Annotated in this window: 12 protein-coding genes; 5 read left to right on the top strand and 7 right to left on the bottom strand. The window is 52.2% G+C overall.

All coding sequences use genetic code 11. From position 1 onward, the window contains the following. The first annotated feature begins 19 nt into the window (after window positions 1–19). Window positions 20–1,252, top strand: a complete 1,233-nt coding sequence (locus SynA1825c_RS00485; RefSeq protein WP_186469825.1) for a glycosyl transferase family 1 — start codon at window positions 20–22, stop codon at window positions 1,250–1,252. A 178-nt stretch (window positions 1,253–1,430) separates the two neighbouring features. Here the strand turns inward: SynA1825c_RS00485 and SynA1825c_RS00480 are convergent, their stop codons facing one another. The 4 genes from SynA1825c_RS00480 to SynA1825c_RS00465 all read right to left on the bottom strand — a co-directional run bounded on the left by SynA1825c_RS00480 (window position 1,431) and on the right by SynA1825c_RS00465 (window position 7,335). Further along, a complete protein-coding gene (locus tag SynA1825c_RS00480; RefSeq protein ID WP_186469824.1) occupies window positions 1,431–3,452 on the bottom strand; it encodes a 6-hydroxymethylpterin diphosphokinase MptE-like protein in 2,022 nt (673 codons plus the stop codon). A 25-nt stretch (window positions 3,453–3,477) separates the two neighbouring features. Next, a complete protein-coding gene (locus tag SynA1825c_RS00475) occupies window positions 3,478–5,205 on the bottom strand; it encodes a 6-hydroxymethylpterin diphosphokinase MptE-like protein (RefSeq protein ID WP_186469823.1) in 1,728 nt (575 codons plus the stop codon). Further along, complete coding sequence (locus SynA1825c_RS00470; protein WP_186469822.1) at window positions 5,189–5,461, bottom strand: hypothetical protein; 273 nt, start codon at window positions 5,459–5,461, stop codon at window positions 5,189–5,191. The genes SynA1825c_RS00475 and SynA1825c_RS00470 overlap by 17 nt, the downstream gene beginning before the upstream one ends. A 77-nt stretch (window positions 5,462–5,538) precedes the next feature. Then, a complete protein-coding gene (locus SynA1825c_RS00465) occupies window positions 5,539–7,335 on the bottom strand; it encodes a calcium-binding protein (RefSeq protein WP_186469821.1) in 1,797 nt (598 codons plus the stop codon). 172 nt (window positions 7,336–7,507) lie between these two features. Here SynA1825c_RS00465 and SynA1825c_RS00460 point away from each other — a divergent pair, with 172 nt between their 5' ends. The 4 genes from SynA1825c_RS00460 to SynA1825c_RS00445 are packed head-to-tail and all read left to right on the top strand — an operon-like array spanning window position 7,508 to window position 11,878. Further along, entirely contained in the window at window positions 7,508–8,503 is a 996-nt protein-coding gene (locus SynA1825c_RS00460) for a hypothetical protein (protein ID WP_186469820.1), read from the top strand. After that, complete coding sequence (locus tag SynA1825c_RS00455) at window positions 8,500–10,200, top strand: hypothetical protein (RefSeq protein WP_186469819.1); 1,701 nt, start codon at window positions 8,500–8,502, stop codon at window positions 10,198–10,200. The genes SynA1825c_RS00460 and SynA1825c_RS00455 overlap by 4 nt, the downstream gene beginning before the upstream one ends. Next, complete coding sequence (locus tag SynA1825c_RS00450) at window positions 10,197–11,102, top strand: hypothetical protein (RefSeq protein ID WP_186469818.1); 906 nt, start codon at window positions 10,197–10,199, stop codon at window positions 11,100–11,102. Before SynA1825c_RS00455 ends, SynA1825c_RS00450 begins: the two co-directional genes overlap by 4 nt. After that, complete coding sequence (locus tag SynA1825c_RS00445; protein WP_186469817.1) at window positions 11,099–11,878, top strand: NTP transferase domain-containing protein; 780 nt, start codon at window positions 11,099–11,101, stop codon at window positions 11,876–11,878. Before SynA1825c_RS00450 ends, SynA1825c_RS00445 begins: the two co-directional genes overlap by 4 nt. Here SynA1825c_RS00445 and SynA1825c_RS00440 read toward each other — a convergent pair. Genes SynA1825c_RS00440 through rfbB form a run of 3 tightly spaced genes read right to left on the bottom strand, consistent with a single transcriptional unit; the run spans window position 11,865 to window position 15,183 of the window. Continuing rightward, window positions 11,865–13,079, bottom strand: a complete 1,215-nt coding sequence (locus SynA1825c_RS00440) for a sulfatase-like hydrolase/transferase (RefSeq protein ID WP_186469816.1) — start codon at window positions 13,077–13,079, stop codon at window positions 11,865–11,867. The two genes, SynA1825c_RS00445 and SynA1825c_RS00440, sit on opposite strands and share 14 nt — an antisense overlap. Further along, window positions 13,079–14,089 (bottom strand): hypothetical protein, encoded by a 1,011-nt coding sequence (locus SynA1825c_RS00435; protein WP_186469815.1) that lies wholly within the window; start codon window positions 14,087–14,089, stop codon window positions 13,079–13,081. Before SynA1825c_RS00435 ends, SynA1825c_RS00440 begins: the two co-directional genes overlap by 1 nt. Then, complete coding sequence (gene rfbB / locus SynA1825c_RS00430) at window positions 14,086–15,183, bottom strand: dTDP-glucose 4,6-dehydratase (protein WP_186469814.1); 1,098 nt, start codon at window positions 15,181–15,183, stop codon at window positions 14,086–14,088. The genes SynA1825c_RS00435 and rfbB overlap by 4 nt, the downstream gene beginning before the upstream one ends. Window positions 15,184–15,207 lie beyond the last annotated feature (24 nt).

Genomic DNA, 15,207 nt, shown 5'->3' with positions numbered 1-15,207 from the left:
GTTAGGAGACAATATAAACATGGACATCCTTTTCATTCACGGCAACTACCCGGCTCAGTTCAAGCATCTTGCTGCAGCTCTAGGCGCAAGCAGAGAAAACAGTGTGGTGTTTTTAACTGGGAGACAGGATGCAGCCACACAACCAATTCAAGGCGTAACGATCCGCTGCTTCAAACTCCATCGTTCAGCTCATCCAAGCACACACCACTACCTAACGGCTACAGAAGAGTCGATCCTAAAAGGACAAGCGGTAATACGCGAAATAAACAGCTTATTAGAAGAAGGTTTTGACCCCAAACTGGTTATAACCCACGGCGGTGTTGGATTAGGTTTATTCATCAAGGACTTGTTGCCCAAGACCATACACATAGGGCTGTTTGAATGGTATTTCAAAAAAGCAACCGCGAAGTGGTTACTCAACAATTATGGGTTGGACGAACAACTAAAGACCCGCATGCGTAATCTAAACATCTTGGAGGAGCTATCGAGTTGTGATGCTGGAGTCGTACCCACAGCATGGCAGCATCAACAGTTCCCTAAAGAATTTCAAAACAAATTAAGCGTTATTTTTGACGGAATCGATACAGATTTTTTTCACCCATACAATGAAGTAGATATACAAACCATTCAAATTACTGGAGAAGAACTTGACAAACCATTAGTCATAACCCCAGACATGGTCATCTTAAGTTATGCAACGCGAGGGATGGAGACACTGCGTGGATTTCCAGAATTTTTACGCTCAGCATCAAAAGCCCTTCAAAAAATTGAAAACCTTCATGTAGTAATTGCAGGCCGTGACCGACGTGCCTACAGCTACGATGCACCAACCCACGAAGGAAGTTGGAAAAAATATATATTAGCCGAAATGGGTAATTTCAAAGGCCTTGAACGGCTACATTTCACCGGATTGTTGCCTTACCCACAATATCGTATGGTGTTACAAAGAAGCAACTTACATTGTTATTTCACTAGGCCATATGTGACAAGTTGGAGTTTGTTTGAAGCGGCAGCTTGTGGTGCACGCCTCTGCGTCAATGAGACTGAAGCCACTGAAGGAATCGTCAAAAATCAATCAGACGTGACATGGATAGATCTCGACAACCCTCAAGCCATCGAAAAAACAATGGTTAGCAGACTAAGAAAAAGATCGCAACAGCGTTGCGAAATACGCCAAGAGTTTTCGGTTACAAATAGCCTGAAAAAGTGGGAAGCACTGATTAACAATTTGCTAAAGATAAATATAGCCTGAAAGTATTAATGCTGCTTAAGCGCACTACAAAGCAAGCGCATTCACAAAAAGAATTTGCTAAAATAGATCCTAAGTAATGTGAAGATTATAAGTATGATTTCAGCGTAACGCTTTCTAAAACTAAAAGTGAATATAAGAAGACATAGTCCTAACAAAAATTAAATAAATTTTCAGAAGTTTAAATGTTCTGGGAACTAAACACTTGATAGTGCTGACGAAGCCACTCTGGATTCCAAGATGGTAGCTGCTGAGCCGATAGCCAAGGACGCATGACAGAGAGCCAAAATAATAATGTGCTCGCCAATAAATCAACACTTTTTAAGAAGTCATATTGTCGCTGCTTAAACTGATCTGTGTCTTCTACAGATACATCATAGAGTTGCATGCAAATAAAAAAGAGAGGCTGACTCAAAATTCGAGTAATGAATTTCCTTTCCCTAGAATCACCCATATTAAGCCGAAGCAACAATGGAGAAATGGCGTCAGCGATGGATTTACACCAACCGTCTGTCATATGGACAGATGAATACACTTCTTCTACCCATTTTGAAAGATCCTTCTCAACAGAGTCAAAGAAAATGGAACACTCTGATTTAGAAAAGCTACTAACAGGCAAATTACTGAGTTTACGTCTTAAAGCATTAGGTGATCTTGCAAATTGTGCGGCTAGCTCGTTTGATTCTTCAACATTTTTCGTTGAAGACATGACTATACCTTCCCCTAACCTGAACACTTTGCAACCTGGAAAAGATAAGATCACACGGTTAAGCAAATAGCCGGTATGCAAAAGCTCAGGCTCAGAAAAAATAGTGCGTCCACGACTACCCTTGACAGGGATCGTAAAGTCTCGTGGTGAAACTCCAAGAGCATTCAGTGATCTAGGAGATTTTTTGTTAACAGCACCAAAATCAGCACCAACCAAAAGTATCTCTCTACTACCTAGACAAAGCATAGTTTCGACGGCAGAATTAATTACGTGAGGACCAGATATTGGCATCGTGGCATTTTGATCATTTGGGAAAAGTTCTGTAGCTGCTGCGACAGGTCGGTGATAGAATGCAGCGCGATCAAACAAAGCCGGAACTCTAGGATCAATCGTGCTAGACACAAAAACAAAGATATCTTTTAATGTGTATCCCTCAACCAAAAGAGTGCAAAGATCCGAATAGACTTCAGAGCCACGCTCCAAAAATAAGGCAACAGAAGGGCGAATTCCAGCCTTTAAAAGAGTTCCGAGTGCACTTCCTGCAGCAACGATATTAAAATGTTGACAATGCTGTTTTAACCATTCAATGTTGCTATCTAAAGAAGGACCACTCGCTACAACAACTATTGGGGTGTCTTCAGTCAATATGTCGGAAGACAAGATATGCATTGTCTGTTGCGAAACAGCGTTCCACAAGGCTTGTTGGGATTGATTAATTTCATCAGTGGCAAAGCCAAGCATCGCCAGCATGTTCTGAGCAGCACCCTCGGGAGCATGAAGCCAACTACGCAACTCCATAAGAGCGGGTGATTGGACAGGACTTCGAAGGATCTGCCAGCCAAATAAAAAGGTAGGACTAGTCGTACTCAGTTGTGAATAGATTCGGTCTCGAAGATTAGAACTATTGGCATCAACATGCCATACGAAAGAAATTGATCTTTTTTTGCATATATTAACCAGAGTAGGCATATCAACCAATGACAACATCGCTTGCAATTGACGAACGTCGTCCTCTACCACTGTAATGCTCACCCATGGTGATTCATCTACTTGTTTTAGATAGGACAAAAGAGGAGACAACATTAAGCTGCCCATTACAAGTAAATTTCTATATGGTGGTTTTTTATGCTGAAGTGGATCATCTTTATAAGGTAGTGCAGGCATAAAATCAGAAAGCAGCTCATGGTGCTTATCAACCATTGCCGAAAGTATATTCCCAGGAGCGTTAGAGCACTCAGGAAAATTACGATGCAGCCTTGGCATCGCAATTCCATCTGTAGATTCAAGTTGAAGATTGAAAATCTGTTCAAGGGATTCAATACTGCCCTCTAACACTCTCTCATTTTTAAAATAGAGATCATAATCTGAAGAAACAGAGTCAAATCGGAAAACAACATCCTTTTCAGTTAGTTCTGCAACTTGATTCGCCAATTCTGGCTGAACATTAGCCAGCCATTTCAAGTTTGCCTGCAAGCAGTCAACATTTTGATCCATCATTCTCACCTTCTGATGACATAAGTTAATTATCGCATGTTGCGAGGACAGGCAATGCTTCGACAGCGTCACAAAGAGCATAAAGCTCTAGTTCCAGGACTGGGAGTAGGTCAAGCAATATTTCGCGTGCTGCCAAATCAAAATCATGAGCTTCCTGACTTCCTGGGCCCATAATCAAAAGTTGTCGGTGCACAGCAACAACCAACTTATGTATTGTACTCCTCAACATTCTACGCGGAAACTGAATATGAGGTGGGCCGGATAAATCTAATAATTGGGTCACTTGAAATATAAGATTCGTCTCCCAAGAGTAATCACTTGAAGAGAAAACCTTGCCCAAAGCAGAAATCATTGAATGAATCTCAGCACGTGGACGCCTGCTCTGCCAAGAGGCTTTAAAACGCTCCGGCGTGTAACGTGGTGAGGAAATCCACCAATTCCCCAAAGCTGTTGAATCGAAATCTTGAAGCGATGGTTGATTTTTAAATGCAGCTACACGATCACTCAGCACACAAGTCTCAGCTCCTTTGATTTGTACACCATCACTGGCATTGAAGGCTTTCAGTTCGGAGAAGTGAATTAAACAGGTTTCGACTGTCGTACGTGCATCTCGTAAAAGCCTAGATGTAAACACCTTCGCACCAAAGTTTCCTACCTCTTCGAACTCAAGATCACGAACAACACAACCGACTGCATCAGCACTCCGAACCTTGTCTAGAGATCGAGCACCTAAATCTACTCCAACCAAAACTAACTCATCCATACCAAAAGCTGATGCGATAGCCACACCGGCGTTGATACTTTCAGGCCCTTCAAAATTCAAAATTTCATCAGGTCTATTTGAAAATAAAGCTAATGGAGTTAAGGCTGGTCGGAAATAAACCATGGCTTCACCAAACATGGTTTGAAGCTCGTGATGACAAGTAGTTGACATCACAAGACGTGTTTCTCCAGCACCACTTTCTTGGACGACTTGCTTAACATCACTGAGAACCTCATCCGCTCTCTCTACCAAAGCCAAAAAATCTACTCGAATACCATTGGCTTTCAATGTTCGGAAATTTGAACCACAAGCTGTAATCAAATGCGTACGACTCAAATCTCGTAAGTGTTCAATATTTTCGTCAAGACTAGGCCCACTTCCACACACCACCATTCGACCACCCAAAGCTCGTTGCGGTTTTGAATAGATTTTTGGCTGATGACTTAAAGTTTTCCAAGTATTCCAAACCATGTTAATTTCGTCAATCGTATAGCCGAGATATGAAATAGCGTTATTCAGAGAAGCTTGGGTGATTTGCTTATGAAATTCATATGCCTTTGGATTACAACTAGATTCGGGAGGAAGGTAACACAACGCGTGATCAAGACCAGCTAAACACTCACCAGCAAGAAAGGCTAGAATTTGCTTACCGTCATCATAGCGGCAGATTGAAAATTTACCTCTAGAAATTTGCTGTTTATGAATTTCACCCCAATCTAAATCCCAAAAGCTAGTAGCAAAATCATGCCAATCGGAAAGTGCAAGAACAATATGATGAGGCTGAAATGTATTGATTATTTTTCGCAAAATATCTCCGTCTCCTGTAGCAAAAACGACAAGAAAATAAGGTCGCAAACCTTTTAAATTCGTAATTTGATTATCTGGATCAAAGCCTACATCAATCACTGCCTGGCGGAACTTTAATAAAGGATAGAAGAGATGAGGGTCTCGTGCATGTACATCAATATACTGATCAATGTTTTTGCCCAATTTTTAAATCTTTATTAAGGCTAGCATAATGTTGTGCAATATCATTATTAGCTGGCATTATTGGAGGTAATAATAAAAAATCATCTGATTTTAGGTTAAAGGGTTCCTCATCATAAACACGCTTACATGCATCTCTCCTTGATTTGATTACTTTCCAATCAAGGGCTTCGTAACGAGCACCCATGGAAGCTTGGGCAATTCGCTGATTTTTTTCAAGATAGGCATTGTTTTGATGATTCTCCAGATTCTCCCGCATAAAAAAAGGCCCCGTAGGGCCTCATTATAAAGGAGCTTGAGCGCTCTCTATAAATTGGGAAATTAGACCGTTAAAAATTAGGTCAAAGTAATGGTATAGCTGGTAGCAGTGTCAGCTGCAACACTGAAGCCAAAGTTAGCATTTCCAGAGCCCCCACCAACAGCGGTATTGTCCGCAGCAGTAGTAGTCACCAGATCAGCTCCAGTGATTCTGAACGTGACACCGGAAGACACCAAATCGGTAATGGCGAAGATAGTGTCAGTTCCGTCACTGTAAACACTAATTGTTCCTGCGGCAGCAGTCTTCAGGTAACCGTTGGCGAAACCAGCGGTGGAACCATTGAAAACAGTGGTGGAGTCGACAGCAGCTGTGGTGTTAATAACAATCACATCACCAGAACCATAAGCAATGTTCGCCTGGCCTGTTACCACGACACCGCCAGTATCGAAAACATCACCCTTACTGGAAAGGAATGAAATGGTGTCGACGCCAGCACCACCATCAATGGTTCCAATATCAGAGAAGGTGAGGTCCTGAACGGTTGTCATGCCAATGGCAATGGAGTCATTGCCAGCACCACCAAGCACACTCGCGGCTGTTTCAAACTGGTCGAAGGCAATTGTGTCTCCACCGTCACCACCTTTGACAGTTGCTACCCCATTGAGGAGGGCCAGAGTACCGGTGGTTGCGGTAGCGAAATAAATTCCATCTGCCTGAGTACCACCGTCAATAACAGAATTACCAGCGGCGGCTTGCTTGATCGCGATGGTATCGATACCTGATCCACCAAGAATTGATGAACCAGCACCAGCCTCAAGTTGAATGTTGTCTGCACCAGCGCCGCCATCAACGGTAACTGCAAGTGCTGCAGTTCCGATGGCGATGGTGTCTCCACCTAAACCGCCAGAGACAGTGGAAAGTGCATCTAGTTCTGTGAGAGTAATCGAGTCAGCGTTGTCACCACCATCAGCGACTACAGTTCCTGCTGCAGACAAAAATGTGATGGTGTCGTTTCCGCCAGCACCGTAGATGGATGACGCAGCATCGAGGTTGGCAGTGGATGCACCAATTAAGTCAGCTCCATCAGCAGTGCCACCTGTGCCTGAGCCAGAAGTTGTTATTCCGTTAGCGTCACCATAAATAACGACACCATTTACTGCATCGTTAAGAGTGATCGTGTCGGAAAGGCCACCACCATTAATGGTTGTCCCTCCACCACCAGCTAGAAGCAAGTTGATGGAGTCAGTTCCGCCGCCACCGTTAACAAAACTGGCTGCGTTGCCGGCAGCAACGCCAGAGAGCAAGATGGTGTCTTGACCGAGACCACCACCAACGGTGCCTCCAGTCGATGCAGTAAAACCAATATCCAGGAAGTCAGCACCCTTGTTGCCGTTAACGGAACTATTAGTGATTGCGCCAGAAGCAATCACAATACTGTCGTTGTTATCACCACCTTTGATAGTGGCCGACGACATCGTTGCAATACCTGAGGTAGCAATAGTGTCATTTCCAAGACCACCACCGATGCTTGCCAAAGACATGGCAATGGAGGCGTTTGCTTGAATTGAAATGGAGTCATTGCCTTGGTTTGCACCAACTGCAAATGTTGCTGCTGCTATTGCGGTGCTTCCGATAGAAATGGTGTCGCTACCAAACCCACCTTGAACCGATTGATTGAGTGCAACAGCGTCAGTGGCACCGATACGGATTGAGTCAGCCCCATCACCACCGATACCCCAATCGCCTGTGTTTTGGAGAGTAATAGTGTCGGCTGAGCCAAAAGTTTCGATTAGGGCCGCGACACCTGGCGTCGAGGCTCTCACATCACTAGCTGAAGTGCCCGTGATAGTTGAGGACGGAAGAGAAGAGGCCACTTAAAGCAAAAATTTAGCTTGCCGTGGCAAAATAGCCCGAAACCCCAGGCAGGTCAACGGTTATTGTGCAATTCAGCAAGTGGTCGTTGAGTATGGTCAGGATGTCCTGACTCGATCACAAAAAATATGTATTCATTATATCACGTGGATGTGGGAACGAGCTGAAGGAAAGGTGAAAAATCCTTATCAACCAAAGTGGGTTTTGCTCAGCGCCTCTGGAGATCATCAAAGTTGCTCCCTTGAGGAATCGCTGGACGATCCCGAGCTGCTTGCAGCACGCGAGCTCAATACACGCTGCCCGTCACGGCTTGAACAACCCCCCTCCCGAAAATCGTTTGGCAATTTTCGTCGCAAAATAGCTCTGGTGATTGCTGGGGAATTAAGATGTTATGAAAGAAACAAAGAATTTTTAACTGGCCTCGGAGAGCAAATAGATATTTTTACAGTTACAACTTCGCGATTCGGCGAAGCGGCTCAAAAGATTTCGAAAAAAGAACGTTGTTTTATTATAGATGATCACATCAAAGAGTTCAACGAAGATCTTGGTTTGCCAGTTTCATCAATGAAGCAATGGCATAAATTGAGTATTGGGCTAGAAATGATAAAAAATTCTGAAAAATTTCAGGGTTGGCAATATAAATATGTAATCAAACTCAGAACAGACTATCACTTTGTGCATCCTCAACGATTTATCAAAAACGTCGTTGAAGCTTGTCAGGGCAATGATTTTGGGCTTATTGGGGCTTCCGATAAAGTTTTTGCAGGCAGCCGAGACTTGATGATGCTTTTGCAAGCATTTTACGCAAATCTAAATGGCTGGTTTGATCAAAAAGAAGGTGGCTATTGGCCTATCAATGCTCGGCAAGTGCTTTTGTCTGATGATTCTATTAAGTGGTATGGATTAAATTGGCCAATCGATCTCGTAGGGACACCCTCTAATACGGAAATCTGGCGTCAACAGCTTCATAAAGGTGGGAGATCGCTGGCTGATTCTTTAGCGAAGTTCAAACCTAATCATGACACGAAGTACCACCGCCTTTTTAAAGGTCATCCACGTTTCGCGTCCGAAGTGAGCTTCGCCCGCTTTCTCAACTTCAACGGCATTCCCTTCCGAGATTGCCGCAGCCTGCGAGGCTTTCTCTACAGCGACCGAAACACCTGCCCGTGACCTCCACCACTGCGTTGGTGCTCGCCGGTGGCAGCCTGGCAGGCAAAACCCTTGGACCCAGCCCACTGCTGAGCCGCAGTCCGGCGGAGCTTCCCGACGGAAGTGGCTTCGCGTTGGATCACATCAGGGAACGGCTGAATAACGCACCAAGTATCACCTCTTTGATGGTGGTTGTAGACGCCGACCAACCCCATGCGAGGCCCATGCGGGGGCGCCAGCAATGGCAGTGTCTGACCATCCCTGCCCAGCCCAGTGTACTGGCCAGCCTGGAGGCCGCTTTGGCCGTCATCAGCACCGAACAGGTGCTGGTGCAACCGATCACCACCCTGCCACCAACGTCACTACCGGAGGGCTGCTGGATCGGACTGGGGGATCAAGCGCTGCCACGGGAGAATTGGTCGGCCGTTAGTGCCCTTGATGCCGACGCGCCGCAGTTCCACCCGAAGCAGCAGCCGAGAACGGATCACGAACCCGACAGCCATCCCTTCACCGGCCTGATCAGCGCTCCCACTGCACGCTTGCGCCAGCTGCTGGCAGAGCGCCAGCAACAACCAGGTTGGACACCCAGCAGCGATCTGGATCTGCTCTCCGTTGCTGAAGGCCTCTGGATGCAAGGCGATACGCGCCTGGAACGAGTGCCGTGGCTGGATCTGGGTCACCGGGCCACTGCCAGTCGCCGCCGGCTGAGCCGGCTCACCAGTCGCGGCTTCAACAGTGTGAGCTACTGCGCCAGCGACGACCTGATCCGCAAGCGCTCCAAGGACGCCACACGGCTGGCCCAGGAAGCGGCCTATTTCGAGGCACTACCGCAACCCCTGCAACGCTATTTCCCGGCTTGCCTCAGCCATGAACCTGGGCAGCTGGAACTGGAATACATCCCCTTTCCCAGCCTCGCGGAACTGTTTCTGCACTGGCAGATCGGACCCAACAGCTGGCGTCAGTTGATGCAACGCCTCAGCCGTGTGCGCACCGGCCTGGGGGAAGCCCCCGCCATCACGCCGCCGCCGCCCGTAACCGTGGATTGGCTCTACAGCCGCAAGCTGCAGCAGCGGCTGGAGCAACTACAACGCCAACCACCCTTGTTGGCGGATGGAAGCCACTGGACTGACTGGTGGACCCGGGGCTGGACGCTGAAACTCTGCGCACGACATGGCGATGCCACCCACACCCTGACGCTGCCGTCCCCAGCCGCTGCCGCCACCTCTTTGCTGGAGCACCTCCCCAGCCTGGAGGCATCACGCCCACTGCAGCGCATCCACGGGGATCTCTGCTTCAACAACATCCTGGCCGAACCCCAGAGTGGCTCCATTCGCCTGATCGACCCCCGAGGAGAACGACCTGATGGCGCCCCATGGCCCATTGGCTTCGGGGATCCGCGCTACGACCAGATCAAGCTGCTGCATTCGGGCCGCTACCTCTATGACGTGGTGGTGAACGATCTCTTCAGCCTGGAGAAACTCAGCCCTGGCCATCTGCGCCTCCACCTGGATGTGCCCGCCCACTACGACGCGCTGCAGCAGGCGATGGACAGCTCAGGTTTGTTGCAGGGTCTGCTCCCGGAAGAGGAACGCTGGCTCACCAGCAGCCTGTTTGTCTCGATGCTGCCGCTGCACCGCGAGGATGGGGATCGATGCCTAGCGTTTATTGCCATCGGCATGATGATCCTGGAAGCCAAGTTCGATGCGGTGCTGCGATGACTGCGGACACCACTCTGCACGTGAGAATCGGCATCCCGCATTTCTTCCGCGAAACGAACGGCGGCAGTGGCTACGGCAGCGGCCGGCCCGGGCAGAGACTGGCCCGCTGCCTCGCCTTGGGCCGTTGCCTCGGCAGCTTGCTGGGATTGCGCCGATCGCCCACCGATGCCCTGCTGCACATCGGCGGGCAACGCATCGATCACTGGAACAACCGTCGTAGTGCCCAGCAACGGCTGGATCGCATTGAGATCGAGCTGCATGTGTTCACCGATGGGGAACACCGATTGGAAGATGCGCTGGCACTTCATGCAGGCCGGATCCAGCTCCATGACGTCCAGCTGGACAACCCACGGCATTTGCCGCTGGCCACCCGCAACTGGTTGATCCAGCAGGAGCCCAAAGCCGATCTCACGCTCTACCTGGAAGATGATCTGGTCATCGCTGACCCCTTGTTCCTCGACAAACAGCACTGGTTTTTGAATCGCACCGGAGAGCAACTGGTGCTGACGCCCCATCGCTTCGAGCCGATTGCCTCCGGCCCGCAGGCGCGGCTGCTGGTGGATGGCCCGCTGCGCCCGGAATTCATTGGCCGTTTCTGCACCCCCCAGGCCAGTGCTATGCGCGGACGGTTCGATCCAGAGGGTGAGGAAATCAGCTTTGACATCACCGACAACCCCCACGCCGGCTGTTTCGTGCTGGGCCCCAAGCAGGTTGCACACCTGCGCCAGCAGTCGCTGCCCAATGACGGCTTCGTCAGCCCCCTGGAAACGGCGGCCACCCTCACCGTGCTGCAACACTTTCCAGTGCTCAAGCCAGCCGCGCCGCATCAGGGCTTTCTGACCGTGGAGCACGGCCATCCCTCGTTTCTGAGCTACCTGCAAACCTTCCCGCACCGCCCATGAGCCGTCTTGTGCTTATCCCCGCCGCCGGCGAAGGAAGCCGGTTTGCCAAAGCCGGCATCAAAGCGCCCAAGCCTCTGATTCAGGTGCAGGGAAAGACCCTGCTGGAGCACACGCTCACCAGCTTTGCCTTTGCAGACGGTGATCATCTGATGCTGGCGGTGCAACGACGCCACGGCATCCGAGAGGCCATCAATGCGCGTCTGGAGCACAGCTATCCCCAGCTCCGCCTGCACTGGTTGGAGATGGATCAACTGCTGCCCGGCCAGCTGGCCACCAGCGCAGCGGCTGTGGACGCCCTGCTGCAGGAACAACGGCAGTGCAGGGATCTCAGCCTGTTGATCCACAACTGCGACACCGGATTTCAATGGTCTCCGGCCCTGGAGCAGGTGGACGGCGTCGCCAGCATGCCGGTGTTTAAAGCAGAAGGAGAGCACTGGTCCTTCGGGCAACCGAATCCCCAGAATCCGCTTCGGGCGATCGCCATCGCCGAGAAGCGGCGCATCTCCAATCTTGCCTCCATCGGTCTCTACGGCTTCCGGTCAGCCGCGCAGTTTCTGGACCGAGCCCACCAACAGCTGAACGAGGGTGCCACCGTGAATGGCGAGCATTACATCGCTCCGATGCTGCAAGCGGCGCTGGAGGCTGGTGAGCAGATCGCTTTGCCGCGGGTTCAAGGCGTGAAGCTCTATGGCACACCCGCCGAGCTCTGCCACACCTTCCAGCTCGACCTCCAGACACTGATCGACAGCAACCGGCAACCGCTCAACGCAGCGTGAGCGTTTCAGCGGCGAACTCCACCAACACCTCCGGATCCTGACGGCGCAAGCGCCAGCCGAAACTTCCCTCCTCCGGCCAAGTCACGGCCGCTGCGGCATCCCACAAGCATTGGGTCAACCCATGCGGCCGCCCCTTGGGTTGCCACAGACGCCGCGGCCAGGAGCGTTCACCAGGGGGGCGGTGCAGGAACAGGCTGCGCATGGCGCCCTCGAGGAAGCAGCCCTTGAGCAACAGGCCCCAATCCCCCAGCAATTCACCGTGGTCACTGCAAACGCTGACTGCCGTCTGAGCTCCGTCGCTGCGGTCGGCCATCGCCCTCAACAACGTTCCGATCTGAGCATCCAACAGATACAGGTGATCGGCGTAGTCCGACCGCAGCGCCTGCAGCGCTTCTTCTGGCAAACCATCGGGCCAGCGTTGCAACTTTCGCGCCAGCTCGGATCCCTCGGGCGCGCTGCGCTGCAGCTCCTGTGCATCCTCTGGGCGAGGCTCCGGTGCAGGAATCGCACCGTGGTGGCCGCGCCAGCTGGATGGCACATCAAAAGGCTCATGCGGGCCGGGGAAATTGACCCACAACAACCACGGCCGATCCTGCGGCATGCGGGCCAATTCCTCGAGGGCCACGCCGGTCAGCCAGAGGTCGGGATAGAGCGCATCCGGCAGCACCGAGGGACGCACCGTATGAGCGCAACCGTCTTGGTAGCGATCCAACAGATCAGCGCGGTAGGCCTCCATCACGCCGGCCTCCTGCCATCGATCCGTCAACTCGCATGACACCTCCGCCAGGGCCCGCGGCCCGGCGATTTCGCGCACATGCTCAAAGCCCAGCTCTCGCATCAAAGGGAGGTTGTCGCGCAGATCGACGCCTTTGGTGTGGGGAGTCCAGTGGGTTTTACCCACCAGCACCGTGTGAAAACCATGCTGATCGCGCAGATCACGCACAAACGACGGGGCATCCGCAGGAACGGTGTAATGCGCGTTGGCGGTCACGCCCAATTGCCCCGGCGTCAGCCCCGTCAGCCAACTGGCCCGCGCCGGAATGCACTGAGGGCTCGAGGTGTAGCAACGCCTAACGTCCCAGCCCTCATGGGCCATGCGCTGGAGGTGCGGCAGCTGCAACCAGGACTGGTGCAACCAGTCACCCCGCCATTGATCCACGCTGATCAGCAACCAATTGCTAGGACCACTGCGCTCCGTCATCACCGCACCCCCTGGGCTGCATCCAACAGACAGTCAAGTTGCTCCCGCGTCAAGGTCAGGGCAGGGTCTGCAAAGGCATCGTCGCCAGGCAAGCCACCTGTCTCAGGCCTCGGCAAGCGGAGCTGCGCATGGGATGGCAGGCGTTGATTAAGCCGATCCACTGTGCCCTGCCATCTCTGCAAAAAGCGTTCGATCACCGGCACGGACGGTGGCTGCACAGCACCACGCAACTGCGGCAGGCGCTGAATCAGATGCTCACCCGTGCGCAAGGCCAGGTCAGGGTCACGGGCATTCAACCAACGCATCAGGGTGAGTTCAGCGGCGGTCAGTGAGCGATTCACCCGGTCATCGCTGATCGCCGTCCAGTCGCCATCGGCGGGAAGCACCAACCATTGCTTCAAGCATCGCAGCAGCTCCTGACGCCTGGAGCCGTAGTGATCCACCCGCAGACACACAGCATGGCTTGAGGCCTCAACGGCATCCAGAAAGCGCATCAACACCTCAGGGAAGTCGTAGATGCCGAGCCAGTCCTCCACTGAGCCAGAAAAGCCATGGCGTTTCACCATCTGCCCGTAGACGGAGAGGGCATGGTCGAGGGGATCGCGCACCAGCAACCAGCAATCCAGGGCCTGCACCTCCATCAACGCCACCAGCTGCATCAGCTGCGGCCATTGCGAGGGCAATTGTCGCGCCCAGGGCTCATGGCTGAACACCAGCGATGTCAGCTGCTGCGGCTGCAGGAACTGTTGCTGGCACAGCCGCCGCCACCAACGCTGCTGCCGACGCCAGCTCACCCCGTCCTGCAACACAGGGTTGAGCACAAACCCATTGCCCATGCTGAATTGACTCTGCTCCGCGCGGCGGTCGCGGACGCGCGTGAACGGACAGATCTGCGGATATAGCAGCTGATGCTGGTTCAGCAGCACGGCGGCATTGGCAGCCAGCCAGCTCTGCAGATACGAACTACCGGTCTTGCCATGGCCGACATGAAGCTGGAGACGCAAGGTCATCCCGTCACTCCAATGCGCTCCCCGCTGTAGTCGGCACGGTTGCGCACTGCCGCACACCAGTCGAGATGCTCGAGATACCAACGGACGGTGGCTTCAAGACCTGTGCGGAAGGCATGGCGTGGCTGCCAGCCCAGCTCCACCATGATCCGCCCGGGATCGATGGCATAGCGACGGTCATGGCCAGGCCGGTCGTTGACCAAGGTGATCAAGCGTGCATGGGGAGCGTCCTGCGGCCGCAGTTCATCCAGCAGTACACAGATGGTTTCCACCACCTCACGGTTGCTGCGCTCCCCGTGACCACCGACGCAGTAGCTGCGGCCGACCTCACCTTTGGAAGCCACCAGCAACAAGGCATCCACATGGTCGTCGACAAACAACCAATCCCGCACATTGGCACCATCGCCATACAGAGGAATCGGCTCACCGGCCACCGCTTTGAGGATCACCACCGGAATCAACTTCTCCGGGAACTGCCAAGGCCCGTAATTGTTGCTGCAGTTGGTGAGCAGCACAGGCATTCCATAGGTGTGATGCCAGGCACTTACCAGATGATCACTGGCCGCCTTGCTGGCGGAGTAAGGACTGCGGGGGTCATAGGGGGTCGTTTCTGAAAAGCGGCCCTTAGCGCCCAGCGAACCGAACACCTCATCGGTGCTGATGTGCTGAAAGCGGAACTGTGCTTTGCGCTCATCTGGAAGAACTTCCCAGTGGGCCCGGCAGGCCTGCAGCAGCGAAAACGTGCCGCTGACATTGCTCTCCAAAAACGCTCCCGGCCCATCGATGGAGCGATCGACATGACTTTCAGCCGCCAGGTGCAGCACCAGATCAGGGTCGGCCTGCTTGACCGCCGCCTGGGTAGCCTGCTCATCCGCCAGATCCACCTGCAGGAGGTGATGACGTCTGACCGCAGCAGCCCCCAATCCCGTGAGTTCCGCCTCAATCCCGCTGCAGTCACTGGCGTAACCCATCTTGTCGAGGTTGAACACCTGCACCTGGGTATCGCGCAACAGCCGCCGGACGACAGCGCCACCGATGAAGCCGGCGCCACCGGTCACCAGCACACGCCGGATGGAATCAGGCAACAAAGACGGCATCAGCAGGCGAAGCGCGCTGGCTGA

The organism is Synechococcus sp. A18-25c (assembly GCF_014280035.1).
GTDB lineage: Bacteria > Cyanobacteriota > Cyanobacteriia > PCC-6307 > Cyanobiaceae > Synechococcus_C.
The sequence above is the reverse complement of the archived record's forward strand: the minus strand, read 5'-3'. Positions and strand labels throughout refer to the sequence as shown.

Coding starts and splice junctions, on each gene's coding strand:
- SynA1825c_RS00470 (WP_186469822.1), bottom strand. CDS start 5,461: ATGCGGGAGAATCTGGAGAATCATCAAAACAATGCCTATCTTGAAAAA.
- SynA1825c_RS00480 (WP_186469824.1), bottom strand. CDS start 3,452: ATGGATCAAAATGTTGACTGCTTGCAGGCAAACTTGAAATGGCTGGCT.
- rfbB (WP_186469814.1), bottom strand. CDS start 15,183: ATGCCGTCTTTGTTGCCTGATTCCATCCGGCGTGTGCTGGTGACCGGT.
- SynA1825c_RS00435 (WP_186469815.1), bottom strand. CDS start 14,089: ATGACCTTGCGTCTCCAGCTTCATGTCGGCCATGGCAAGACCGGTAGT.
- SynA1825c_RS00440 (WP_186469816.1), bottom strand. CDS start 13,079: ATGACGGAGCGCAGTGGTCCTAGCAATTGGTTGCTGATCAGCGTGGAT.
- SynA1825c_RS00485 (WP_186469825.1), top strand. CDS start 20: ATGGACATCCTTTTCATTCACGGCAACTACCCGGCTCAGTTCAAGCAT.
- SynA1825c_RS00445 (WP_186469817.1), top strand. CDS start 11,099: ATGAGCCGTCTTGTGCTTATCCCCGCCGCCGGCGAAGGAAGCCGGTTT.
- SynA1825c_RS00450 (WP_186469818.1), top strand. CDS start 10,197: ATGACTGCGGACACCACTCTGCACGTGAGAATCGGCATCCCGCATTTC.